18 protein-coding genes and 1 pseudogene are annotated in these 23,802 nt (G+C 67.0%); 13 read left to right on the top strand and 6 right to left on the bottom strand.

Annotated elements, in window-relative coordinates; all coding sequences use genetic code 11:
* Positions 1-24: 24 nt before the first annotated feature.
* Complete coding sequence (locus tag ABH915_RS12580; protein WP_370121719.1) at positions 25-1,764, bottom strand: long-chain-fatty-acid--CoA ligase; 1,740 nt, start codon at positions 1,762-1,764, stop codon at positions 25-27.
* Positions 1,765-2,115: 351 nt separating this feature from the next.
* On the opposite strand from ABH915_RS12580, the gene ABH915_RS12575 reads away from it, so the two are divergent.
* The 7 genes and pseudogenes from ABH915_RS12575 to ABH915_RS12545 all read left to right on the top strand — a co-directional run bounded on the left by ABH915_RS12575 (position 2,116) and on the right by ABH915_RS12545 (position 8,785).
* Entirely contained in the window at positions 2,116-3,498 is a 1,383-nt protein-coding gene (locus tag ABH915_RS12575; RefSeq protein ID WP_370121716.1) for an MBL fold metallo-hydrolase, read from the top strand.
* On the top strand, positions 3,495-4,811 hold the full coding sequence (locus ABH915_RS12570; protein ID WP_370121713.1) for an erythromycin esterase family protein: 1,317 nt from the start codon (positions 3,495-3,497) through the stop codon (positions 4,809-4,811). The genes ABH915_RS12575 and ABH915_RS12570 overlap by 4 nt, the downstream gene beginning before the upstream one ends.
* A gap of 33 nt (positions 4,812-4,844) precedes the next feature.
* On the top strand, positions 4,845-5,714 hold the full coding sequence (locus ABH915_RS12565; protein WP_370121710.1) for a universal stress protein: 870 nt from the start codon (positions 4,845-4,847) through the stop codon (positions 5,712-5,714).
* 104 nt (positions 5,715-5,818) lie between these two features.
* Positions 5,819-6,506: pseudogene (locus ABH915_RS12560) on the top strand (hypothetical protein).
* Positions 6,507-6,738: 232 nt separating this feature from the next.
* On the top strand, positions 6,739-7,944 hold the full coding sequence (locus ABH915_RS12555) for an anion permease (RefSeq protein WP_370121707.1): 1,206 nt from the start codon (positions 6,739-6,741) through the stop codon (positions 7,942-7,944).
* Complete coding sequence (locus ABH915_RS12550) at positions 7,941-8,162, top strand: hypothetical protein (RefSeq protein ID WP_018773023.1); 222 nt, start codon at positions 7,941-7,943, stop codon at positions 8,160-8,162. The genes ABH915_RS12555 and ABH915_RS12550 overlap by 4 nt, the downstream gene beginning before the upstream one ends.
* A gap of 74 nt (positions 8,163-8,236) precedes the next feature.
* Positions 8,237-8,785 (top strand): dihydrofolate reductase family protein, encoded by a 549-nt coding sequence (locus tag ABH915_RS12545; protein ID WP_018773022.1) that lies wholly within the window; start codon positions 8,237-8,239, stop codon positions 8,783-8,785.
* Positions 8,786-8,826: 41 nt separating this feature from the next.
* Here ABH915_RS12545 and ABH915_RS12540 read toward each other — a convergent pair whose 3' ends face one another.
* Positions 8,827-9,291 carry a hotdog fold thioesterase gene (locus ABH915_RS12540; RefSeq protein ID WP_370121704.1) on the bottom strand — a complete coding sequence of 155 codons (465 nt, stop codon included), beginning with the start codon at positions 9,289-9,291 and terminating at the stop codon, positions 8,827-8,829.
* On the opposite strand from ABH915_RS12540, the gene polA reads away from it, so the two are divergent.
* The 3 genes from polA (at position 9,290) to rpsA (ending at position 15,267) form a co-directional block, all read left to right on the top strand.
* Complete coding sequence (gene polA / locus ABH915_RS12535; protein WP_370121702.1) at positions 9,290-12,187, top strand: DNA polymerase I; 2,898 nt, start codon at positions 9,290-9,292, stop codon at positions 12,185-12,187. The two genes, ABH915_RS12540 and polA, sit on opposite strands and share 2 nt — an antisense overlap.
* A 79-nt stretch (positions 12,188-12,266) precedes the next feature.
* Positions 12,267-13,553: a GNAT family N-acetyltransferase gene (locus ABH915_RS12530; RefSeq protein WP_370121699.1), complete on the top strand. Its 1,287-nt coding sequence runs from the start codon at positions 12,267-12,269 to the stop codon at positions 13,551-13,553.
* Positions 13,554-13,791: 238 nt separating this feature from the next.
* Positions 13,792-15,267, top strand: a complete 1,476-nt coding sequence (gene rpsA, locus ABH915_RS12525; protein ID WP_026537355.1) for a 30S ribosomal protein S1 — start codon at positions 13,792-13,794, stop codon at positions 15,265-15,267.
* 463 nt (positions 15,268-15,730) lie between these two features.
* On the opposite strand, the gene ABH915_RS12520 is transcribed toward rpsA, so the two are convergent.
* Entirely contained in the window at positions 15,731-16,327 is a 597-nt protein-coding gene (locus tag ABH915_RS12520) for a GNAT family N-acetyltransferase (RefSeq protein WP_370121695.1), read from the bottom strand.
* The gene (locus ABH915_RS12515; RefSeq protein WP_370121692.1) at positions 16,311-17,012 is read right to left on the bottom strand and encodes a YigZ family protein; all 702 of its coding nucleotides are present in this window, start codon (positions 17,010-17,012) and stop codon (positions 16,311-16,313) included. The genes ABH915_RS12520 and ABH915_RS12515 overlap by 17 nt, the downstream gene beginning before the upstream one ends.
* A gap of 22 nt (positions 17,013-17,034) precedes the next feature.
* On the opposite strand from ABH915_RS12515, the gene coaE reads away from it, so the two are divergent.
* The 3 genes from coaE to ABH915_RS12500 all read left to right on the top strand — a co-directional run bounded on the left by coaE (position 17,035) and on the right by ABH915_RS12500 (position 21,725).
* Positions 17,035-18,411: a dephospho-CoA kinase gene (coaE, locus tag ABH915_RS12510; RefSeq protein WP_370121689.1), complete on the top strand. Its 1,377-nt coding sequence runs from the start codon at positions 17,035-17,037 to the stop codon at positions 18,409-18,411.
* A gap of 40 nt (positions 18,412-18,451) precedes the next feature.
* On the top strand, positions 18,452-20,533 hold the full coding sequence (gene uvrB / locus ABH915_RS12505; protein WP_018773014.1) for an excinuclease ABC subunit UvrB: 2,082 nt from the start codon (positions 18,452-18,454) through the stop codon (positions 20,531-20,533).
* A gap of 163 nt (positions 20,534-20,696) precedes the next feature.
* Positions 20,697-21,725, top strand: coding sequence for a TerC family protein (locus tag ABH915_RS12500; RefSeq protein WP_026537358.1), 1,029 nt, complete (start codon positions 20,697-20,699; stop codon positions 21,723-21,725).
* 150 nt (positions 21,726-21,875) lie between these two features.
* On the opposite strand, the gene ABH915_RS12495 is transcribed toward ABH915_RS12500, so the two are convergent.
* Positions 21,876-23,234 (bottom strand): alpha/beta fold hydrolase, encoded by a 1,359-nt coding sequence (locus ABH915_RS12495; protein ID WP_370124998.1) that lies wholly within the window; start codon positions 23,232-23,234, stop codon positions 21,876-21,878.
* A gap of 19 nt (positions 23,235-23,253) precedes the next feature.
* Entirely contained in the window at positions 23,254-23,799 is a 546-nt protein-coding gene (locus ABH915_RS12490) for an N-acetyltransferase family protein (protein WP_370121685.1), read from the bottom strand.
* Positions 23,800-23,802: the final 3 nt, after the last annotated feature.

Genomic DNA, 23,802 nt, shown 5'->3' with positions numbered 1-23,802 from the left:
CCGGGCCGGGGGCAAGGAGGAACGCTACCGGCCGGCCACGAGGGTGTCCCGGATCTCGCGGCGCAGGACCTTGCCGATCAGCGAACGCGGCAGCTCGTCCATGACGGCAACGCGGCGCGGCACCTTGTAGGCGGCCAGGTTCTCCCGGGCAAACGCCAGCAGCGCCTCCTGGTCCAGGCCAGAGCCCGCGCTCGGGACGACGGCGGCAACCACGTCTTCGCCGCCGCCCGGGCGGGGCAGTCCCACCACGCACACGTCGCGGACACCGGCGTATCCGGAGAGGACGTCTTCCACTTCCGAGGGGGAGACGTTGAAGCCCCCCGTGATGATCAGTTCCTTGATCCGGTCCCGGACGGTCACAAAATCATCCTTGTCCACCGAGACAATGTCACCGGTGCGGAACCAGCCGCCTTCCAGCAGCGCTTCTTCCGTCTCCTTCGGCCGTTTCCAGTAGCCGGCAAAAACCTGCGGGCCCCGGATCAGGAGCTCACCCTCGGCGCCCGGGGGACGGTCCAGGAGAACGTTCCGCGGGTCAACCACACGAATGTCCGTCAGGGGGAACGGGACCCCCACGGTTCCCGGTTTCCGTGTGGGCCCGAAGGGGTTGCCCAGGGCGATGGGTGAGGTTTCCGTCAGCCCGTAGCCTTCGATCAGGTAGCCTCCGGTCGCCTTCTCCCACGTATCCACCGTCGCCGTCGGCAGGTTCATCGCCCCCGAGATGGAAAAGCGGATGCTGTCCAGCGCAATACCGCGCTCGGCGGCCGCTGCGGCGATGCGGTCGTAGATCGGCGGCACCGCCGGCAGGAACGTGGCGGGCGACTTCTTGTGCGCCTTCAGCACAAGGTCGACGTCGAACTTGGGGAACAGCACCAGCTTCGCGCCGATGCTCAGGGCAAACGTCATGCACAGCGTCAGCCCGTAGGCGTGGAACATGGGCAGCACCGCGTACACGGTTTCCCTGCCGTCCTTGAGTCCGGGCACCCAGGCGCGGCCCTGCGCGGCGTTGGCCTGCAGATTGGCATGGGTCAGCATGGCGCCTTTGGGCCGGCCCGTGGTGCCGCTGGTGTATTGGATGACGGCCAGGTCGGCGGCGGCCGGGCGCGGATGCCTTTTCTTCAGGCTGCCGGCGCCAAGAAGGTCTTTCCATGCCAGCACGGTCCGGGGTGCCGGCTGTGCCGCGGGCCGGGGCGGGTGCTTGGCGGCGGCCAAGGCGGCGCGCGCCGCGCGGGCCGCCGGTACGGGGAGCCGCAGCGCGATCCGTTGCAGCAGCGGCATCGCCGGTATCAGTTCCACGGAGACGATGCTTCGCAGCCCGACGTCGGCGGGCAGATGGCGGACCTTGTCCACGGCCTTGTCCCAGACAATGGCGACGGTGGCGCCGTGGTCCTCGAACTGGTGGCGCAGCTCGCGGTCCGTATATAAGGGGTTGTGTTCGACGACGACGGCGCCCAGGCGCAGAGCCGCGTGGAACGCGACGATGTGTTGCGGGCAGTTCGGCAGGACGAGTGCCACCCGGTCACCGGCTTGGACGCCGAGCTTCTTCAGGCCCGCGGCCGCCCTGTTGATGGCGGTGCCGAGGTCGCGGTAGCTGGTACGCGCGCCGAAGAATTCGAGCGCTGTCTTCTTCCCGTAGCGCCGGACGGACGAGTCCATCAGGTCGACCAGGGACCCTTCCGGGAGTTTGAGGCTGGCGGGAACGCCGGGGCTGTAGTGGCGGGTCCAGGGGCGGTCGGGACGTCGGGCCCCTGCGGATGTGGTGCTCATGGTGTGTCCTTGCCACTGGGCTGCGCTGTGCGGGGCTGTGCCGGGCTCCCGGCCGCGGGCCCGGCCGGGCCCGTCAGGAAATCCTACCGGGGCGGGCCCGTGCGGACGCGGGCAGCGGGAAGGGACTCCGGCGGGCGGCGCTGGCCCGGAGGTGACTTTTGGCCCTTGGCGCTTGGCAGGCCCGGGCGGAAGCTGGGCGTACACAGCGAGCCGCAGATCCGCGCATTTCTCTGGGCCGCGCAGTTCAGAGGGCCGCGCAGTTCAGAGGTTTGCGCAGTTCACAGGTTCGTGCAGGTCACAGGTTCGCGCAGTTCACGGGTTTGCGCAACGTAAAAGGTCCACGGGAGCGCCATGAAGCACCAACAGCCGAGCCTGAACTTCCTTGGTGCCACCGACACCGTGACCGGTTCACGCTACCTGATCGACGCCGGCGGCGGGCGTGTGCTGGTGGACTGCGGACTCTTCCAGGGCTACAAGCGCAGCCGCGAGCGAAATCGGGCGCCCTTTCCGGTGCCGCCGCGGTCCGTCGACGCCGTGGTGCTGACCCACGCGCACCTGGACCACACCGGTTACGTCCCTGCTCTGGTCAGGGACGGGTTCCTCGGCCCCGTGTATGCCACGGCCGGGACCACGGACCTGTGCAAACTCATCCTGCCGGACAGCGGCCACCTGCAGGAGGAAGAGGCCCGGTACGCCTCGCATCGGGGGTCATCCGCGCATGATCCCGCACTGCCGCTCTACACGGCTGCGGACGCCGTTGCGTCCCTTAACAGATTCAAAATCCTAGATTTTGACGTTCCCCGCGATCTGGGCGGCGGCATGGAGCTGACGTTTGTGCCGGCCGGGCACATCCTGGGGGCCGCCCAGGTGCACGTCCGGCTTGGCTCTCAGTCGGTGCACTTCACCGGGGACCTGGGCCGCGCCGATGACCCGTTCATGTACCCGCCCCGTCCGCTCGGCGAGACCGGCATCCTGGTGACGGAATCAACCTATGGCAACAGGAAACATTCCACCGAGGATCCGGAGCAGCTGCTGGGAGAAATCATCAACCGCGTCGCGAAACGCGGTGGGGTCATCATGTTTGCCGCGTTCGCCGTCGGCCGGGCCGAAACGCTCATGCTGTACCTGTCCCGACTCTTGCGCAAGGGCGCGATTCCCCGCATCCCGGTCTACCTGAACAGCCCCATGGCCATCGACGCCTCCGAAATGTACCAGCGCCACCCCGAAGAACACAGGCTCAAGCGGGAGGAATACGTGGACATGTACAAGCTGGCCAAAATCACCCGCACAGTGGACGAATCCAAGTTGCTGAACCTGCGCGGCGGGCCCATGATCATCATCTCGGCCAGCGGCATGCTGACTGGCGGACGGATCCTGCACCACGTCGCGGCGTACGGCCCCGACCCGAAAAACGCCATCATCCTCAGCGGTTACCAAGCCAGCGGCACGCGGGGGGCCACCCTGGCTGCCGGTGAACGCGAGCTGCGCATCTACGGGGAGGACGTCAAGGTGCGGGCCGAGGTTATCCAGATGGAAAGCCTGTCCGCGCACGCCGACGGCGACGCCATCATCGCGTGGATGAGGGCGGCAGCAATAGAGCCGCGCATGACCTATGTCACGCACGGTGACCCGGACGCGTCGGACGCCCTGCGGATCAGGATCAAACGCGAACTCGGGTGGCGGGCCAGGGTGCCCGAATACCTGGAAGCGGTCGATATCGAGGATCCGCGATGATTCCCGGGGCCGTCACCCGCACCACCGTGCTCAAGGAGATCCACGACCTCGCCCGGCCGCTGAAAACCGATAGGGACCTCAGCGGCCTCGTGCGGCGCGCGGCCGACTGCCGTTTTGTCGCCATCGGCGAGGCCTCCCACGGCACCCACGAGTTCTACACATGGCGTGACACGCTCAGCAGGAGGCTCATCGCGGAGGAAGGCTACAACTGGATTGGGGTGGAAGGGGACTGGCCCGACTGCTGGCGCATCAACCGCTGGGTCCGCGGCCAGGACGGGAAGGACCAGGGCGTCCACGCGCTGCTGGCCGGCTTTGAACGCTGGCCGACCTGGATGTGGGCCAACGAGGAAGTCGCGGCGTTCCTGGACTGGCTGCGCAGCTGGAACCTGGCCAGGCCGCTGGACAAACGTGTCGGGTTCTACGGACTGGATGTCTACTCGCTCTGGGATTCGCTGCGCGAAATCATCGGCTGGCTGCAGGAGAACGTTCCCGACGCCGTGCCCGCGGCCGAGCGCGCCTGGCAGTGCTTCCTGCCCCACCACGAGGACCCGCGCCAGTATGCCTGGAGCACGCGGCTTGTTCCGCAGTCCTGCGAGCCCGACGTCGTGGCCCTCCTGACCGAGGTCAGGAACCGGGCCTTCAGCCCCGGCCACCATGAGGAGGACGCCTTCGACGCCGTCCAGAACGCTGAAGTCGCGGCCAACGCCGAACACTACTACCGCATCATGGTCCGCGGCGACCGGCAGTCCTGGAACGTCCGCGACCACCATATGGCCGACACCATCGACCGGGTCAGCAGGCACCTGGGGCCGGCGTCGAAGGGCCTGATCTGGGAACACAACACGCACATCGGCGACGCCCGGGCCACCGACATGGCGCAGGACGGCCTGGTCAACGTCGGGCAGCTGCTGCGCGAACGCCACGCGGGGGAAGGGGTGCTGCTGGTCGGCTTCGCAGCCCACCGCGGCTCCGTGATCGCCTCCGACGGGTGGGGCCGCCCCGAACGCATCCTGGCGGTGCCGGAAGCACGCCCGGGCAGCCACGAAGACTTCCTGCACCAGGCCCTGGGGGTGCCCGCGGTGCTGGAGTTCGGCGACGACAGGACCGGGCCATGGCTTTCGACACGGCTCGGGCACCGGGCGATCGGCGTCGTCTACCACCCCGAAAGGGACGCCGGAAACTACGTTCCGACCCGAATGGGGGAGCGCTACGATGCCCTCATCTGGCTGGAACACACCGCACCGCTGCGGCCGGTGCACCATGAAGGCCCGCCCCAAGAACCGGAGTTCGAGACCGAGCCCACCGGATACTAGGCCGGTGTGCATTCCAGGAAAGCAGGAACCAGCATGAGCAAAGCAATCATTGTCGGCATCAACGGCTCGGCGGGCAGCAACGCCGCCCTGGCCTGGGCCCTTGAACGGGCCGGCCGGGACAAGCTCCCGGTCACGGTCGTTCACGCGGTGGACGACCGCTGGATGTCGCCGGATTTCCAGTACCACGAGATCATCCGGGAATCGGGGATGGAACTGCTGCGGGACGCGGAGGAGGCCGCCCGGCAGCAGGCGCCGGAGGTCACGGTGGACATCCAGCTCCGTCATGGCAGCGGCGGCTCGGTGCTCCGGGACGTGTCCAAGGAAGCCGCCATGATCGTGGTCGGCGGGCACGACAAACACTGGATGGGCGGCGGCCCCATGACGGACCGGGCCCTGCAGGTTGTCTCGGCCTCGGAATGCCCGGTAGCGGTCGTGCCGGCGAAACCGGCCGCCGGGGCAAAGGGCGTTGTGGTCGGCGTGGACGGCTCAGAGGAGTCGCTGCAGGCCGTCGCTTTCGCGGCCGCAGAAGCTGACCGTGGTGGAGACGAGCTCACCGTGGTCCTCGCGTTCAAGAGCCCCGCCCGGTGGGTCGAGAAGCAGCTGCCGACCAGCGGTCTCGCCGAGAGCATCGTCGAAGAAGACCGGATTGTCCTCGCCGAGTCGGTCGCCGGGCTCGGCGACAAATATCCCGACCTGGTGGTCCACCAGCGCCTGGAGACGAACACCGAACCGGCCAAGGCCCTCGTGGATATCGCCGCCGGCGCCAGGGAGTTGGTGATCGGAAGCCGCGGACGTGGCGGGTTCTCCCGGACAGTGCTCGGCTCCACGGCACACGCAGTGCTGCTCAACGTGCCGTGCCCCACCATCGTCACGCGGGTGCACAAGGTCAAGCACGGGGACTGACCGCCAGGCAGGCAACCCGTTCCCCGGCAGGACCCGGAACGGGCCGGAAGGCCCCCTTTTGGAGGGGGCTTTCCGGCGTCGCCCACGGATGGGAGGATGATGCCGTGGACCCCTTCTTCAATTTCGTCACTCACTTTTGGTGGCTTGTCTTCCCCCTGAGCGGACTGGCCGGCGGGTGGGCGCGGTCCTGGTCCAAAGCCGCTGAACGCCGGCACCGCCGCCGGGTGGAGCTTTACACGCTCAAGAACCAGGCGGCGCAGGCAGAGCAGGCCAGCCAGGCCGACGTGCTGGCCCTCATGAAGGCGCACGACACCGTCAACAAGCGCTGGCTGGACTACGAACTCGACGTGGGCAAGCTGATCGACTATCCGGTCATGACGGATGTCCGGGAGCCGCTCACCGTGGCCCTTCCTGCGGGCCAAGCGCGAGGCCGACGGGCTGCGGCCCGCCGCCCCGGCCGACGTCAGGACCGCCGCACGGCTTGCGGAGTACCGGGCGGCCGTGACCAGCTTTGAGCTCGCATTCGACGTCGCCGAACGGGAAGCCAAGCGGATCAGGGACAGCAAGTTCACCGGTCCCGAACGCCAGCGGCTGGAGACGGCCCGGAAACTTCTGCGGATCGCATCGGACGCGGCCGCGACTCCCGCCGAGCGGCAGACGGCTTACCGGCGCGCCCGCCGGGAACTCGACGGGCTCATCGTGCTGCCCGAGGCGACGCTCGCGGCGCTGGAGGACAGGATCGCTTCGATGCTCGACGCCGGTCCGGCACCGGACGCCCGCCGGGCCGTCTAGCCTCCTGTGACCGGCGTCGCACCCGCCGCCAAGATTGCCGGCCACCGGCGGGCGGCCCCGGGAATTAGGGTCTTCCGGCATGTTTTGCCCTGCCGTCTTTCCCACGTACCATCGATAAGGTTTCAAGCTGTTAAGTGACCACAAACAATCATCGGACATCAGATGAAAGTTTGTCGTCCTGCGGCGCCGGGGATGGAACTGCTGACCATGGACACTGCAGATTGGGCAACAGGTGGAAATCACCGTAATGGTGGCGCTAGTGATATCGCTGGCGCTATTCTTCGACTTCACCAACGGATTTCATGACACCGCGAACGCCATGGCTACCCCCATCGCGACCGGCGCCATCAAACCGAAAACAGCAGTTGCCCTCGCGGCGGTGCTGAACCTTGTGGGAGCGTTCCTCTCCACTGAAGTCGCCAAGACCGTCTCTGGCGGCATCATCAAGGAAGGCTCGGACGGTGTCCAGATCACCCCGGACATCATCTTCGCCGGGCTGATGGGCGCCATCCTCTGGAACATGATCACCTGGCTCAAGGGCCTGCCGTCCAGTTCTTCCCACGCCCTCTTCGGCGGCCTGATCGGCGCCGCGATCGCCGGTATCGGCATCCACTCGATCAACTTCGAGTCGCTCCTGCAAAAGGTCATTCTTCCCGCCGTGTTCGCCCCGGTCATCGCCGGGGGCGTCGCCTACTTGTGCACGCGGCTGGCCTACGCCCTGACCTCCCGCCACGACCCGGAAACCGGTGACAAACTCACGCAGAAGCGCGGCGGCTTCCGGACCGGGCAGGTCTTCACGTCCAGCCTTGTGGCGCTGGCGCACGGCACCAACGACGCCCAGAAGACCATGGGCATCATCACGCTGGTCCTGATCTCGGCCGGCACCCAGCCCGCCGGTTCCGACCCCCAGTGGTGGGTCATCACGGCCTGCGCCCTGGCCATCGCGATCGGCACCTATGCCGGCGGCTGGCGGATCATCCGCACCATGGGCTCGGGCCTCACCGAAGTGAAGCCCGCCCAGGGCTTCTCCGCAGAGACCAGCACCGCCGCCGCTATCCTTGCCTCCTCGCACCTGGGCTTCGCCCTGTCCACCACACAGGTGGCCTCCGGCTCAGTCATCGGCTCCGGAATGGGACGCCGCGGCACCACCGTGCGGTGGGGAACCGCCGGCCGGATTGCCATCGGCTGGCTGTTCACGCTCCCCGCGGCCGGAATCGTGGGCGCACTGACAGCGATGCTCGTGCAAACCGGGGTCGTGGGAGTGGTCATCGCGGCCGTCGCCGGCACCGCCGCCGTGGCCTACATGTTCCTGCGTTCGCGCAAATCCCATGTCGGCCACCACAACGCGGTCCAGATCGAGGAAGTCGGCCAGGCCGTGCAATTCCGCAAGAAGAAGTCCGCCGCGAAGGCGATCAAGAACGGTGGTGTCCAGCGATGAAATGGTTGGAACTGTTCAGTGTGGCAGGTGCCACGCTTGTCTCCGCAGTGACGGTCGTCGTCCTCTACGCCCTGGGTGTCCGCCTCACGGCCATCGCGGGCGATATCCGGAACTCGCCGCCGTCGTGGACCCGGCCGCTCGCCTACGGCTGCTTCGCCGTGTGCGGCTGTGCGATCCTCTACGGGCTCTACCTGATCATTCCTTACTTCCACAAGTAGGGCGTCCGCGCGGCCGTGCAGCCGGTGCGTCACGGGGATGGGACACCGGTTACCGGATTCGCTAGGCTGGGGCCATGGTGAGCTTCCAGTACTTCGTGGCCTCGTCACTGGACGGGTTTATCGCCACCGCCGACGACAATCTGGCCTGGCTGCTGCAGTTCGACGGCTTTGAGGGCGGACAGGACAGCTATGACGCGTTCATGGCCGACGTCGGCTGCATTGTCATGGGCGGCGAGACCTACGCGTGGCTTCGGGAGCATGAACCGGACACGTGGCCGTATCCGGGCACACCCTCCTGGGTTTTCACCCGCCACGAACACTCCGCCCCGGAGGGCGCAGATGTGACGTTCGTTCGCGGGGCCGTGGGCGAGTTCGTGGACGACCTCAAAGACGCAGCCGGCGGCCGGAACGTCTGGGTTGTGGGTGGAGGCGTGCTCGCGGCGCAGTTCGCGGACGCCGGGCTGCTGGACGAACTAATTGTCTCGGTCATTCCCGTGGTCCTGGGCAGCGGCAAGCCGTTGCTGCCCATGGCGGGCCCAACGCCGCCGCTCGAGCTGACGTCTTCCCGCACCTTGGGCCGGGGCATCGTGGAGTTGCGGTACCGCTTCCCGGGCCGGACGTAGCCGGATCCGGCCAGATCCGGTACCGCAGGCGGTGCGTCCCCCTAGCGCGCGATATCGCGGATAAGGTTTGTGATCCGGGCGGTGGAGAGCCGCCGGCCGTGCCCGTCGGTCATCACGATTTCGTGGGTGGCGAGGGTCCGGCCGAGGTGGATGGCGGTGCAGGTGCCAGTGACAATGCCTTCGGAGATAGCCCGGTGGTGCGTCGCCCCGACCTCGATCCCCAGCGCCTGCCGGTTGGGACCGGCGTGCAGGCCCGCGGCGAACGAACCCAGGGTTTCGGCCAGGACGACGTGGGCACCGCCATGCAAAATGCCGGCCACCTGGGTATTGCCCTCCACCGGCATGGTGGCCACGGTGCGCTCCGGGCTCATCTCGAGGAAGCGGATCCCCATCTTCACCACGAGGGCTCCGACGCCGTACTGGCCCAGCCAATCGTGCATCTCCTCGGGAACCCCGGCAGCCGCGAGCTCGGCTGCGTACGGGCCGGGCGTGAAATTGTCCATCATGGGAACTAGGCTGGCACCTGTGAGTGAAACTACCAAACCGGCCCTTGCTTCCAAAAGTGCTGCCCCCCAGAATGCCGCCCCTCTTTCTGCTGCCCCCCTTTCCGCAGACCTTATCCCGGCAACTGAGCCGGATTCAGTGGTTGCGGCCAAGTCAGCCGGAAAATCCAGCCGGGCCGGGGCGTCGGTTTCCGCCACCGAGGCCCCCGTGATCCCGATCACGGACCAGCCGCGGCTTCTGGTGCTCGACGGACACTCCATGGCGTTCCGGGCGTTCTTCGCCCTGCCCGCGGACAAGTTCTCCACCGCCGCGGGCCAGCACACGAACGCCGTCCACGGCTTCACCTCCATGCTGATCAACCTGATCAAGGAGCAAAAGCCCACCCACGTGGCGGTCGCGTTCGACGTCTCCGATGACACGACGCACCGCAAGGCCGAGTACAGCGAGTACAAGGGCGGACGCAACGAGACCCCGCGGGAAATGAGCGGCCAGATCGACCTCATTGACAAGGTCATGGGCGCCTGGGGCATCAAGACCATCAAAATGCCCGGTTGGGAAGCTGACGACATCCTGGCCACGCTCGCCGCAATGGGGGAAAAAGCCGGTTACGAGGTGCTGCTGGTCTCAGGCGACCGCGACGCCTTCCAGCTCATCACCGACAACGTTTTTGTCCTGTACCCCAGGAAGGGTGTCAGCGATATTCCCCGCATGGACGCGGACGCCATCCAGGAGAAGTATTTCGTCAGCCCGGCCCAGTACTCGGACCTTGCCGCCCTGGTGGGGGAGTCCGCGGACAACCTCCCCGGCGTTCCCGGCGTCGGGCCCAAGACCGCAGCAAAATGGATCAACCTTTACGGCGGCCTGGAGGGTGTCCTGGAGAACCTCGACGCGATCGGCGGGAAAGTAGGGGACTCCCTGCGCGAATACGTTGACGACGTCAAGCGCAACCGGCGCCTCAACAGGCTTCACACCGACCTGGACCTGCCGGTGACACTGGACGAGCTCGCGGACCCTCGGCCGGACCAGGCCGCCCTCGAGGAGCTGTTCGACGCCCTGGAATTCAAAACCATCCGCACCCGGCTCTTTGCCCTCTACGGCAGTGAAGTTGCCGAAGCCGACCGGGAAAGCCTCGAAACGCCCGACTTCGTGGTCCCGTCGGACGCAGCCGAGCTCGGCGCGTTCCTCGCGGCCGGTGCCGGCAAGCGCTCCGCGGTGGCGGTCGACCTCGTGCCGGGCCGGATCGGCGAGGACGCCGCCGCGGTGGCGATCGTCCGCGACGACTCCGCCGTCTACATCGACCTGGCCAGCCAGGACGCTGCCGCCGAAAACGTCCTGGCAGCGTGGCTGCGTGACGCCCAGGCACCAAAGGTGGTGCACGGGTTCAAGGCTGCCCTGAAGGCCCTCACCGCCCGCGGATTGGAACTGGAGGGCGTGGTGGATGACACCTCCATCTCCGGCTACCTCATCCAGCCCGACCGCCGCAGCTATGAACTCGCCGAGCTGGCGCAGCATCACCTGAACATCTCGGTTTCGACCGAGGCGGCCAAGGCGGGCCAGCTGGAGCTGGCGTTCGACGACGACGACGCCGCCAGTGCCGGCGCGCTGGTCCACGTGGCCGCCGTCGTCCAGGCCCTGAGCCGCTTCTTCGAATCAGAACTGAAGGAACGCAAAGCCCAGGACCTGCTCACCACGCTGGAACTGCCCGTCAGCCGCGTGCTCGCCGATATGGAACTCGCGGGAATCGCCATCGACATGCCCCGCATGGACGAGCAGCTCTCGGACCTCGCCAAGGTGATCGACAACGCCCAGGAGCTGGCGTTCGCCGCGATCGGCCATGAGGTCAACCTTGGTTCGCCGAAGCAGCTCCAGACCGTGCTGTTCGACGAACTCCAGCTGCCGAAGACCAAGAAAATCAAGTCCGGCTACACCACCGACGCCGCCTCGCTCAAAAACCTGCTGGAAAAAACCGGGCACGAATTCCTGGTCCAGCTCATGGCGCACCGGGAGTCGTCGAAGCTGCGCCAGATGCTGGAGTCGCTGAAGAAGTCCGTCACGGAAGACGGCCGGATCCACACCACCTACGCGCAGAACGTCGCAGCCACGGGCCGGATCTCCTCCAACAACCCCAACCTGCAGAACATCCCGATCCGCAGCGAGGAAGGCCGCCGCGTCCGCGGCATCTTTGTGGTCAGCGAGGGCTACGAGTGCCTGCTCTCCGCCGACTACTCGCAGATCGAAATGCGCATCATGGCGCACCTCTCGGGCGACGCCGGCCTGATCCAGGCCTACAAGGACGGCGAAGACCTCCACCGGTTCGTGGGCTCGAACATCTTCCATGTGCCCACCGACCAGGTGACCAGCGCCATGCGGTCCAAGGTCAAGGCGATGTCCTATGGCCTCGCGTACGGTCTGACCTCGTTCGGGTTGTCCAAGCAGCTGGAGATCTCCGTTGACGAGGCACGGACCCTCATGAAGGACTACTTCGACCGGTTCGGGGCCGTCCGCGACTATCTCCGCGGCGTAGTGGACCAGGCCCGGATCGACGGCTACACGGCCACCATCGAGGGGCGCCGGCGCTACCTGCCGGACCTGACTAGCACCGACCGCCAGCTGCGCGAGAATGCGGAGCGCATCGCGCTGAACTCTCCCATCCAGGGATCGGCGGCGGACATCATCAAGCGCGCCATGCTGGGCGTCCACGCGGAACTGGCGGCACAGGGCCTGAAATCGCGCATGCTCCTGCAGGTCCATGATGAACTGGTCCTCGAAGTCGCCGAGGGTGAGCGCGAGGCGGTGGAGAAGCTGGTGACCGAGCAAATGGGCTCGGCCGCGGACCTCAGCGTTCCGCTGGACGTCCAGATCGGCATGGGCTCCAGCTGGTACGAGGCGGGGCACTAACGCTTACCGGTTCCGGCAGGTTTTCGTTCCGGCAATGCCGGGACTTCAGGATTCGCAGGATTCTCAGGGGGAGAAGTAGATGGCAGATAAGTACGAGCTCAGGCGGTTCCGCGCGGTCGCGAAGGACTCGGCGGACTATGCGCAAGGCACGGCCTGGCTGCACGGGGTCGGGATCGGCTTCTACGAGGAGCCGCGCAAAGACGACTTCGTGGACAAGATCATGGCCATGTATCTCGTGGACGACCGCGAAATGACCGGCGTTTACCAGGCCGACGGCGTCGCGGCCCACTCGCTGGCGGCCGACGTCCCGGTGGCGACCTTCGCCACCCTGCGCAAGGACCTGAACATCGGCTACGGCCTGCAACTCGAGGCCCATCTGGTCACGGCCGTCACGGTGCGCGGGACCCACCGCCGGCAGGGGCTGCTGCGGCGGATGATGACCGAGGACCTCGCCGCGGCGAAGGCGGATGGCGTCGCGCTGGCGGCGCTGACCGCCTCGGAGGCCTCGATCTACGGCCGGTTCGGTTACGGCGTGGCCACCTTCGAACGCAGCATCAAGGTCGACACCGGGCCGCGCTTCCGGTTGCGCCATGCGCCCGCCGGCTCCGTGGAGATTGCGGACCGCAGAGTCCTCTTGGATCTGGCCCCCAAGGTCTTTGGGCGGCTTCACGCCTCCATGCCCGGGTCAATCTCGCGGCAGGAAGCGTACCGGCTGCGGTCCTCGGGCATGCTCGGCCGCGACGGCAGCGAGGACGAGGCAATCCGCTGCGCCTTGCACTATGACGCCGACGGCACGGTGGACGGGTACGTGTCCTATAAGTTTGCCGGGTGGGACGCCAAGCCGTACACCATGGAGATCGTGGACCTCGTGGCCGCGAATGACGCCGCGTACCTGGAACTGTGGCAGTTCCTGGGCAGCATCGACCTTGTGGACCGGATCAGCTGGCAGGATGCGCCGGTGGACGACCCCCTGGCCTGGGCGCTTGAGGATCCGCGTTGCGTCGAGGCCTCGGACCACCGCGACATGCTGTGGCTGCGTGTCCTGGACCCGGTCCGGGTGCTGGGGGCCCGGCGCTACTCGGCCGACGGGACGGTCGTTCTCGCGATCAGGGACGGTCTCGGCTTCGCAGCCGGCACCTTCGCTCTCACGGTCAGCGGGGGAGAGGCCACGGTGACGCCGGCTCCGGAGGCCGAACCGGACCTGTCCCTTGATGTCGCGGACCTCGGCTCTATCTACCTGGGCGCCGTCTGTCCCGTGACCCTGAAAGCTGCCGGCCGGATCACCGAGCACACCGCCGGGGCGGCGCTGACAGCGCGGCTCATGTTCGCCGTCGAACGTTCACCGCACTGCCTCACGCACTTCTAGGCCTCCGGCCCGCTTTCGGCGCCACCGCCGACGCGAACACTCCCGGGCGCTTTGACCGGCGTTCGCGTAAACGACTAGACTAAACGGGCGCGTACTACGTGCGCGCATCTACAATCCACAAAATCAGGATGACCCGGCGGATCGCTAGCTGTGATGCCGTGCTCTTGGCCTGCATTCCATAATGCCGGCGAAGCGGTTTGCCTGACCGACTCACTATCCACAACGGAGCCCCTACTACATGACCATCACCTCCACCGAGAAGCCCGGTACCCCCGTAGTCGCCATTAACGACATCGGTACCGCTGAGGACTTCCTCGCAGCTGTCGACGCCACCATCAAGTACTTCAACGACGGAGACCTCGTCGAAGGTACCGTCGTCAAGGTCGACCGCGACGAAGTTCTGCTCGACATCGGTTACAAGACCGAAGGTGTCATTCCCTCCCGCGAGCTTTCCATCAAGCACGACGTTGACCCCGGAGACGTCGTCTCCGTTGGCGATCAGGTCGAAGCCCTGGTGCTCACCAAGGAAGACAAAGAAGGCCGCCTGATCCTCTCCAAGAAGCGTGCTCAGTACGAGCGTGCCTGGGGCGACATCGAGAAGGTCAAGGAAGAAGACGGTGTTGTCACCGGTACCGTCATCGAGGTTGTCAAGGGTGGTCTTATCCTCGACATCGGTCTGCGCGGCTTCCTGCCCGCATCCCTCGTCGAGATGCGCCGTGTGCGCGACCTCGCTCCGTACATCGGTCAGCAGATCGAAGCCAAGATCATCGAGCTGGACAAGAACCGCAACAACGTTGTGCTTTCCCGCCGTGCATGGCTCGAGCAGACCCAGTCCGAGGTCCGTTCCACGTTCCTCAACAAGCTGGAAAAGGGCCAGGTCCGTCCCGGCGTCGTTTCCTCCATCGTCAACTTCGGTGCCTTCGTGGACCTGGGCGGCGTAGACGGCCTGGTTCACGTTTCCGAGCTGTCCTGGAAGCACATCGACCACCCGTCCGAGGTTGTCGAAGTTGGCCAGGAAGTCACCGTCGAGGTTCTCGAGGTCGACCTGGACCGCGAGCGCGTCTCCCTGTCGCTCAAGGCTACGCAGGAAGATCCGTGGCAGACCTTCGCCCGCACCCACGCCCTCGGGCAGGTTGTTCCGGGTAAGGTCACCAAGCTGGTTCCGTTCGGCGCGTTCGTTCGCGTTGAAGACGGCATCGAAGGCCTGGTCCACATCTCCGAGCTCGCCGTGCGCCACGTTGAGCTGGCCGAGCAGGTTGTCTCCGTTGGTGACGAGCTGTTCGTCAAGGTCATCGACATCGACCTCGAGCGCCGCCGCATCTCGCTCTCCCTCAAGCAGGCCAACGAGGGCGTCGACGCCGACAGCACCGAATTCGATCCGGCTCTCTACGGCATGGCCGCAGAGTACGACGAAGAGGGCAACTACAAGTACCCGGAGGGCTTCGACCCGGAGTCCAACGAGTGGCTCGAGGGCTACGAGAACCAGCGCGCAGCCTGGGAGCAGCAGTACGCTGACGCCCAGACCCGCTGGGAAGCACACAAGAAGCAGGTTGCCCAGCACGCTGCCGACGACGCTGCAGCTGCAACGTCCGGCGAGAGCGATTCCGGCACCACCAGCTACTCCTCCGAGCCGGCTGCGACCGAGACCGGTGCAGGCACGCTTGCTTCGGACGAGGCTCTTGCCGCTCTGCGCGAGAAGCTGACCGGCAACTAATTGCCGGTGTTCCTCACGGAGTCCGCTCCCTGAGGCCAGGCAGTTGGTAGCTTGAAGGTGGCCGTCCCCTCGGGGGCGGCCACTTTTCTTTGTGCCCCGGGGGACATGCCCATTTTTGAAGCCCTCCCTCCGGGGACATGCCCATTTTTCGAGCCTGCCCGTGGACATTTGTGGATTGTGCCCAGTCCTGGCCCTGGGCGCGGGACATGTCCAGTGCTGGGAGGCAGGCGCCACGCACTGGCGCCGGACATGCCCCGCGGGCGCCCGGGCCACCGGACATGCCCATTCCTCGCACTAGGCACTGGGCTGCAGCTGCCACGCGTTTCCTGCTTGTCAGGACAAGCACGGTGTCGCCCCTGGAATGTAGGCTCCTTGAAGGCAGCCAGGCGCTGCCGACGGAGGGCATGTCCAGTGTTGGGAACGTGGGATGGGCATAGCAGGAACCGGCCCGGATGCCATGCCTTCAGCGCAGCGGGATCTTCCCTATGACCGGTACCGTCTCCGTCTCCGAGGGAGCACCGGTCACCAGTTCGGCGCCCGCGTACTTCAGCAACGCGAGGGCTCCGACGTTGCCGGCCGTTGTCTCGGCCACCAGGACGGCTGCCCCGGCCGACGCGGCGCGAGCCATTATGAGGCGCAGTGCCTCGCGGCCCACACCCCGGCCGCGGAAGCTCCGGGCGAGCCAGATCCCGGTTTCCAGCGCCCCACCACCGCCACCAGCCCCGCCACTACCGGCCCCGCCCCCACCAGCCGCGCCGTCACCCGCTTCTGCCGGCTCAGGGTCCATCCGCTTGAGCCGGATGGACCCTGCCAGCTGCCCGTCGCAGCGGATGGCCCACGTCTTTTGCCCCGAGGGACCGTCCAGACCGGCTGCGGCGGCGCGGTGGAATTCGCGGAACCAGCTGATCCGGTCGGTGTTCCAGCCGGCGGTCGTGCCCAGCGGCGGGGTGACCTCGTCGGCGTCGGCGTCCCGCAGCGCAAGTTCCAGGAGCTGTTCGAGCAGCTCCTCGCTGACGTCAAGCAGCTCGACCGCGGGCGCAGGCTCAGCTGATGGGGACATCGATCCACTCCGTTTCTCCGGGCAGCAGCGACGCGCTGCCGGCCGACATGGCGGCCACACGGTCCGCGGCCCGGGCCAGTTCTTCCGGATCATCCGGCAGCGCCAGCCTCAGGACAGTAGTCTGCGCCTCGTAACGGGTTTCGGCCATGACATACCCCGCGGCGCGCAGATCGTTCTCGAGTCGCCCGGCCACGGCGTGCTGCACCGGCACCGAGCAAATGCGCAGCCGGCGGCGCCGCACGAGGGGAGCGAGCTCGAGCGCGCCGGACACCGATTCGGAATAGGCCCGGACCAGGCCGCCGGCACCCAGGAGAATGCCGCCGAAATAGCGCACGACGACGACGGCGACGTCGCTGAGGTCGGTGACGCCGGGTGCGGTCTCCCGTTTCAGCAGCGCCTCAAGCATGGGCACGCCCGCGGTGCCGGACGGCTCGCCGTCGTCGTTGGACCGCTGGATGTCCCGGTCGGGACCGAGCACGAAGGCAAAGCAGTGATGTCGTGCGTCATGGAATTCCCGGCGCAACCGGCCCAGGACGGCCCGGGCGGCGTCCTCGTCCGCCGTGCGGGCCAGCACGGTGATGAAACGGGATCGCTTGACCTCGATTTCGTGGCGAAACTCGGGCCCCGCGGCGAGGGTGGTGTAAACGGCCGTCCTGCTCTCGGGGGATTCCGCCGCATCTGCCACCGGTTCAGTTTAGTCTGGTGAGGTGTTGAAGATCGGGTTGACCGGCGGAATCGCCTCGGGAAAGTCCATGGTTGCCGCGCGCCTGCGCGACCTCGGAGCAGTACTTGTCGACGCCGACGCGCTTGCCCGGGAGGTTGTGGAGCCGGGTACGCCCGGGCTGGCCAGTGTGGTGGAGGCTTTCGGTGCTGCCGTCCTGACCCCGGACGGCCGGCTGGACCGGGCACGGCTCGGTGCCCTGGTCTTCGGTGATCCGGAGCGCCTGGCCGCGCTCAACGGGATCATCCACCCGTTGGTGCGGGAGCGCGCCGCGGCGATGGTCGCCGCCGCCCCGGCCGGCGCCGTCGTGGTCCAGGACATCCCGCTCCTGGTCGAAACCGGACAAGGGAAGAACTTCCATCTGGTGGTCGTGGTGGATGCCCCCGACGACGTCCGGGTCCACCGCATGGCCGAACACCGCAACATGACCGCCGACGAGGCGCGCGCCCGGATGGCAGCCCAGGCGGGCCGCGAGGACCGGCTGGCCGCTGCGGACGTCGTGCTGGATAACTCAGGCACCGCTGAGGACCTCCGGCACGCGGTTGACGCGCTGTGGGAGGAGCGGCTGACGCCGTTCGCACTAAACCTCAAGGAGCAGAGGATTGCCCCGCGGACGGCGGGGCCGGTCCTCGCCCCGGCCGATCCCGCGTGGGCCGCGCAGGCCGCCCGGCTGATCTCCCGACTGCGGGCAGCGGTTCCGCAGGATGTCCTGGCCGTGGACCACATCGGGTCCACGGCCGTCCCTGGTCTCGACGCCAAAGATGTAATCGACCTCCAGCTCAGCGTTCGGGACCTCGACGCCGCGGACCGGATCGCGCCGCTGTTGGCCGCCGCTGGATTCCCGCGCTGGCCCGGCATCATCGCCGACAACCCCAGGCCCTCGCACCCGGACCCTGCGGACTGGGGCAAGCGGCTGCACGGCAACGCCGACCCCGGCCGGCCGGTGAATCTCCACCTCCGCGCGGCCGGCTCGCCGGGTTGGCGCTACGCGCTGTGCTTCCGCGACTGGCTGTGCGCCGATCCCGAGGCCCGGGCGGACTATGTCGCCGAAAAGCAGCGGGTCGCGGGGCTGCACGACGTCGACAAGTCCACCGCCGGCTACGCGGCCGACAAAGAGGGCTGGTTCACCGACTACGCCGCGCCCCGGATGGAAGCGTGGGTGCAGCGCACGGGATGGCAGCCGCCGTCGTACCCGGACAACGCCGGAACGGACAACCCCGGAGCGGACGACGGCGGTACAGGCACCGTTGGCGGCGCCGCCGCAACGGCACCTGCCGCCAGCTCTTCCACGGCACCTGCCACCGGCCCTGCGCCGGGACAAAGCGCTGGCGCCGGGGTCGGCCCCGGTACTGCCCAAAGCTGAATCAGGGCATCCTGTCACAGCCCGGCGGTAGATTAGGTACATGAGTCTTGCCCAGGAAATCAACCGCGTCGTGGCGCCCTTCGAGGTCATCAGCGAGTTCCAGCCGGCCGGTGACCAGCCGGCCGCCATCGCAGAGCTGACCGAGCGCATCAAGAACGGCGAAAAAGACGTCGTGCTGCTCGGCGCCACCGGTACCGGTAAGAGCGCGACCACGGCCTGGCTGATCGAGCAGGTCCAGCGTCCCACCCTGGTGATGGTGCAGAACAAGACCCTCGCCGCGCAGCTGGCCAACGAATTCCGCGAACTGCTGCCGAACAACGCGGTGGAATACTTCGTGTCCTACTACGACTACTACCAGCCGGAAGCCTACGTCGCCCAGACGGACACCTTCATCGAGAAGGATTCCTCCGTCAACGAGGAAGTCGAACGGCTCCGCCACTCCGCCACCAACGCGCTGCTGACCCGCCGCGACGTGATCGTGGTCGCCACCGTCTCCTGCATCTACGGCCTCGGCACCCCGGAAGAATACATCGCCGGCATGGTGACGCTCCGCAAGGGCGCCGAGATGAACCGCGACGACCTGCTCCGGAAGTTCGTCTCCATGCAGTACACCCGCAACGACATGGACTTCCACCGCGGCACGTTCCGGGTCCGCGGGGACACCGTGGAAATCATCCCGATGTACGAGGAACTGGCGATCCGGATCGAGTTTTTCGGCGACGAGATCGAAAACATCCAGACCCTCCACCCGCTGACCGGCGAAGTGCTCCGGGACGAGAACGAAATGTACGTCTTCCCCGCCTCGCACTACGTCGCCGGTCCGGAACGGATGGGCCGGGCGATCAAGCGGATCGAAGACGAACTGGCCGAGCGCCTCACCGTGCTGGAAAGCCAGAACAAGCTGGTCGAGGCCCAACGGCTCCGGATGCGCACCACCTATGACCTGGAAATGATGCAGCAGATGGGGTTCTGCAACGGCATCGAGAACTATTCCTCGCACATCGACGGCCGGGCCCGCGGGACCGCGCCGCACTGCCTGATCGACTACTTCCCGGACGACTTCCTCCTGGTGATCGATGAATCCCACGTCACCGTGCCGCAGATCGGCGCCATGTACGAGGGCGACATGTCCCGCAAGCGGAACCTCGTGGACCACGGCTTCAGGCTGCCCTCGGCGATGGACAACCGCCCGCTCAAATGGGACGAGTTCCAGGACCGCGTGGGCCAGACCGTCTACCTCTCCGCCACACCGGGCAAGTACGAGCTCGGCAAGTCCGACGGTTTCGTCCAGCAGATCATCCGCCCCACCGGCCTGATCGACCCCGAGGTCGTCGTCAAGCCCACGAAGGGGCAGATCGATGACCTGCTGGGTGAAATCCGGACCCGCACCGCGAAGAACGAGCGGGTCCTGGTCACCACCTTGACCAAGCGGATGGCCGAGGACCTGACGGACTACCTGCTGGGCCACGGCGTGAAGGTGGAATACCTGCACTCCGACGTCGACACGCTGCGCCGCGTGGAACTCCTGCGCGAACTGCGGATGGGCGTCTTCGACGTCCTCGTCGGCATCAACCTGCTCCGTGAAGGCCTGGACCTTCCGGAAGTGTCGCTGGTCAGCATCCTGGACGCGGACAAGGAGGGCTTCCTGCGCTCCTCGACGTCCCTGATCCAGACCATCGGGCGCGCCGCCCGAAACGTCTCCGGCCAGGTGCACATGTACGCGGACCGGATCACCGACTCGATGGCCCACGCCATCGACGAGACGAACCGCCGCCGCGCCATCCAGGTGGCCTACAACACGGAGAACGGGATCGACCCCCAGCCGCTCCGGAAAAAGATCGCGGACATCACCGACCAGCTGGCCAAGGAAGACGCGGACACCCGCGAGCTGCTGGCCGCGGCCGGGAAGAACCGCGGCAAGGGCAAGGGCACCTCGCTCATCCGTGCGGACGGTCTCGCCGCCGCGCCGGCAGAGGACCTCGTCGGCCTGATCGAACAGCTGACCGAACAGATGCACGCCGCAGCCGGGGAGCTGCAGTTCGAACTGGCCGCCCGGCTGCGCGATGAGGTGGGCGAATTGAAGAAGGAACTGCGGCAAATGCAATCCGCGGGGCACGCCTAGGGTAAACTCGGTCAAACGTAGGGGAGTATCCGAAACGCTACGATCGTCAACACGCACGGCTACGATGCCGTGCCGGGCGTAGCGGGCAGCCAGGCAGCGTCATGCGCCGGCGGTCGGAGAGACTTACACCGCTGAGCTGTACCCTACGAAAGGTATTTCCCCCGTGCCCGAGCTTCCCCTGTGGTTCGAGATCGGCTCGTTTGTTGTCCTCGGCGTCATTCTGGCCATCGACCTGCTGATGGTCCTCAAACGCCCGCATGAGCCCTCCATGAAAGAAGCCGGACTGTGGGTCGCGTTCTACGTGGCCCTGGCCTTGGTCTTCGCCGGCGCCATGTTCGCCTTCACCGGCCCGGAATTCGGCGGCCAGTTCATCGCCGGCTGGGTGACCGAATACAGCCTGAGCATCGACAACCTGTTCGTCTTCATCATCATCATGGCCCGCTTCTCGGTACCGAGAAAGTACCAGCAGGAAGTGCTCATGGTGGGCATCATCATCGCCCTGATCCTCCGCGGCATATTCATCATGCTGGGCGCGATTGTGATCGAGCAGTTCAGCTGGGTCTTCTACATCTTCGGTGCTTTCCTGCTCTGGACCGCCTGGAAGCAGGCCCAGGACGAGGGCGAGGACGAGGAAGACAAGGAAAACCCGCTGATCGCCCGGATCCGCCGGGTCCTGCCGATGTCCGAGCAGTTCGACGGCGGCAAGCTCCGCACCGTGGTCGACGGCAAGAAGGTGTTCACCCCGATGCTGATCGTCTTCGTGACCATCGGCATGACGGACCTGCTCTTCGCGGTCGACTCCATTCCGGCCATTTTCGGCCTCACCCAGAGCGCCTTCATCGTCTTCACCGCCAACATCTTCGCCCTCATGGGCCTGCGCCAGCTGTACTTCCTGCTCGGCGGCCTCATGAACCGGCTCATCTACCTCAAGCACGCCCTGTCCGTGATCCTGGCGTTCATCGGTGTGAAGCTGGTCCTGCACGCCATGCACGTCAACGAGCTGCCGTTCATCAACGGCGGCCAGCACATCGAGTGGGCCCCCGAGATCCCCACCTACGTCTCGCTCGGGGTGATCATCGGCACCATCGTTATCGCGGTGATCGCCAGCCTGGTGAGCTCCAAGGCGTCCAAGTCGAAGCTGGACGCCCGGCTGGAAGAGGACTCACGCAAGAGCCTGAGCGACGTCGACTAGTTCCGCACCGCCGGGGGTACCCGGCAGCGCATGCCTGGCAGCGCACAGCAGTACGGCGCTGGCCCCTCGCGGGTCCAGCGCCGCACCTGTTTCGGCTAAATGTTGAGCCGGGCGCCATCAGGCCGAGACCGTGCCTGGCAGGCGGGCGGGTCAGCGGCGGGCGGAACGGGCCATCCCCAGCAGGCGCCCGAAGATCGCCTCGCCGTCGTCCGCGATGCCGTCGTGGTGGAACTCGCCGGACTCCCAGACCTGCAGGCCCCGGACCGCGGCCGCCGTGTCCAGGGACAGCTCCCGGTCCACGTAGATGTCGTCGGTGTAGACGGCCGCGGCGACGGGCACGGTGTTCAGTGCCAGCCTCGCCGGATCGTAGAGCGGCGCCCAGTCGTCCTTTTCGGCCAGGAGCCGGGCCACCTCCTGCAGCGGGCGCAGGGCTGGGTCCTGCTCGAAGTACCACGGGTACACCATTTCCCCGGTCAGAAGCGGTTCGCCGGCGTCGGGCCGGAACTCGGGGAATTCCTCCAGCACGCGCCAGGCGGCCCAGTTGGTGGCACCGTCCTGGGCGTAGATGGACTCGTGCATCAACGCATACAGCGGGTTCGCGGCCCGGGACACGAGGCCACGGACCTGTTCCAGGAAGGCGTCCGAGAGGCGGTCGCCGCCGGGTGTGGCCACGAAGGCGTCCTCGAGCAGGTGGTGCAGCGCGTCCACCCGGGTATTGCCGCCCAGGAACGAGCCCACCATCTGGAACCGTTCCACCGTGAGCCGGCCGCCGTCGGCCAGGACCTCCTCTGTTTCCCGCAGGTGCCCGGCGATCCGGGTGATGGCGGCCCGGTCCTCGGGGTACCAGTCAAAGTATTCGGCGTTCCGTGCCGCGACCCGCTGGAACGTGGCCCGGTACACACGGTCCGCGGAGCCGCCCAGCGGGGCCAGCCCGCCTGTCACGAGTGCCTCGCGCAGCCCCTCGGGGGCGAAGGAGAGGTAGCTGAGTGCGCAGAATCCGCCGTAGCTCTGGCCGTAGATGGTCCAGGGGGCGGAGTCCAGGGCGGCCCTGATGGCCTCGGCGTCGGCGACGATCGAGTCGGCGCGGAAGTGCTTCAGGTAGTCGGCCTGCTCCGCGGCGGTCCCGCGCAGCGGCAGCGTGTTGCGGTCCACGGGCGAGGACAGTCCGGTGCCGCGCTGGTCGAGCATGAGGATCCGGAAGTCCTTCGCGGCGGCCTTGCTCCAGCCGCCCAGCGACGGGAACCGGTTTCCGCGGCCGCCAGGACCGCCCTGCAGGAACAGCAGCCAGGGAAGCCCGGCGGCCGCTTCCTCGCTGTGTTCGGTGGACACGTACTCGCGGGCGAACACGGTGATGGTTTCGCCGCGGCGTCCCGCCTCGCTGAAGTGGTCCAGGGGGACCTGGAAGGAGTGTTCCGCGGTCCGCATGCCCCGGTAGGTGTGGCGGGCCCGGACGCTGTGCGGAACTTTGCGCCCGTCGCTGGATGCAGTCTCCAGGAGGGAGGCTCCCATGAGTCCCGTCATTGGGAGATCAGCCACGGGTTGCCGCCTCGCGGGAGCCGGAGCTTGAGCCGGCAGGGGAGCCGGCGCCGGCAACTGCGCGGCCGCCGAAAGCCGCCAGCGCCGCTCCGGTGAGGCGGAAGGTGGACCATTCCTCCATCGGCACGGCGCCGAGCTTCCTGTAGAAGTTGATGGAGGGCTCGTTCCAGTCCAGGACACTCCATTCGACGCGCGCGTAGCCGCGGTCGACGGCGGTCGCTGCCAGGTGCTGCAGCAGTGCCTTGCCGTGGCCTTCGCCGCGGGCCTCCGGCCTGACGTAGAGATCCTCCAGGTAGATCCCGTGGACGCCCTCCCACGTGGAGTAGTTCAGGAACCAGAGGGCAAAGCCGCGGACCTCGCCCGCCGCGTTCTCCGCCATCGTGGCGAAGACCTTGGGATTGTCGCCGAAAAGGACCTCGGTGAGCATCTCGGGGGTGTTCCGGACGGCGTCCGGTTCCTTCTCGTAGAGGGCGAGGTCGTGGATCATCTGCAGGATGGCAGGGACGTCATGCGCTGTGGCAGGCCGGATTACACTCATTGT

It is taken from the genome of Arthrobacter sp. MW3 TE3886 (assembly GCF_041262145.1).
Classification (GTDB): Bacteria; Actinomycetota; Actinomycetes; order Actinomycetales; family Micrococcaceae; genus Arthrobacter.
Note: the sequence above shows the minus strand (reverse complement) of the source record. Positions and strands in the feature narration are given on the sequence as shown.

Excerpts from the sequence above, each read along its gene's own strand:
- polA (WP_370121702.1), top strand. The coding sequence starts at position 9,290 with ATGGGAACTAGGCTGGCACCTGTGAGTGAAACTACCAAACCGGCCCTT.
- uvrB (WP_018773014.1), top strand. The coding sequence starts at position 18,452 with ATGAGTCTTGCCCAGGAAATCAACCGCGTCGTGGCGCCCTTCGAGGTC.
- ABH915_RS12490 (WP_370121685.1), bottom strand. The coding sequence starts at position 23,799 with ATGAGTGTAATCCGGCCTGCCACAGCGCATGACGTCCCTGCCATCCTG.
- ABH915_RS12550 (WP_018773023.1), top strand. The coding sequence starts at position 7,941 with ATGAAATGGTTGGAACTGTTCAGTGTGGCAGGTGCCACGCTTGTCTCC.
- ABH915_RS12530 (WP_370121699.1), top strand. The coding sequence starts at position 12,267 with ATGGCAGATAAGTACGAGCTCAGGCGGTTCCGCGCGGTCGCGAAGGAC.
- rpsA (WP_026537355.1), top strand. The coding sequence starts at position 13,792 with ATGACCATCACCTCCACCGAGAAGCCCGGTACCCCCGTAGTCGCCATT.
- ABH915_RS12540 (WP_370121704.1), bottom strand. The coding sequence starts at position 9,291 with ATGATGGACAATTTCACGCCCGGCCCGTACGCAGCCGAGCTCGCGGCT.
- ABH915_RS12575 (WP_370121716.1), top strand. The coding sequence starts at position 2,116 with ATGAAGCACCAACAGCCGAGCCTGAACTTCCTTGGTGCCACCGACACC.
- ABH915_RS12495 (WP_370124998.1), bottom strand. The coding sequence starts at position 23,234 with ATGGGAGCCTCCCTCCTGGAGACTGCATCCAGCGACGGGCGCAAAGTT.
- ABH915_RS12580 (WP_370121719.1), bottom strand. The coding sequence starts at position 1,764 with ATGAGCACCACATCCGCAGGGGCCCGACGTCCCGACCGCCCCTGGACC.
- ABH915_RS12565 (WP_370121710.1), top strand. The coding sequence starts at position 4,845 with ATGAGCAAAGCAATCATTGTCGGCATCAACGGCTCGGCGGGCAGCAAC.
- ABH915_RS12570 (WP_370121713.1), top strand. The coding sequence starts at position 3,495 with ATGATTCCCGGGGCCGTCACCCGCACCACCGTGCTCAAGGAGATCCAC.
- ABH915_RS12520 (WP_370121695.1), bottom strand. The coding sequence starts at position 16,327 with ATGTCCCCATCAGCTGAGCCTGCGCCCGCGGTCGAGCTGCTTGACGTC.
- ABH915_RS12545 (WP_018773022.1), top strand. The coding sequence starts at position 8,237 with ATGGTGAGCTTCCAGTACTTCGTGGCCTCGTCACTGGACGGGTTTATC.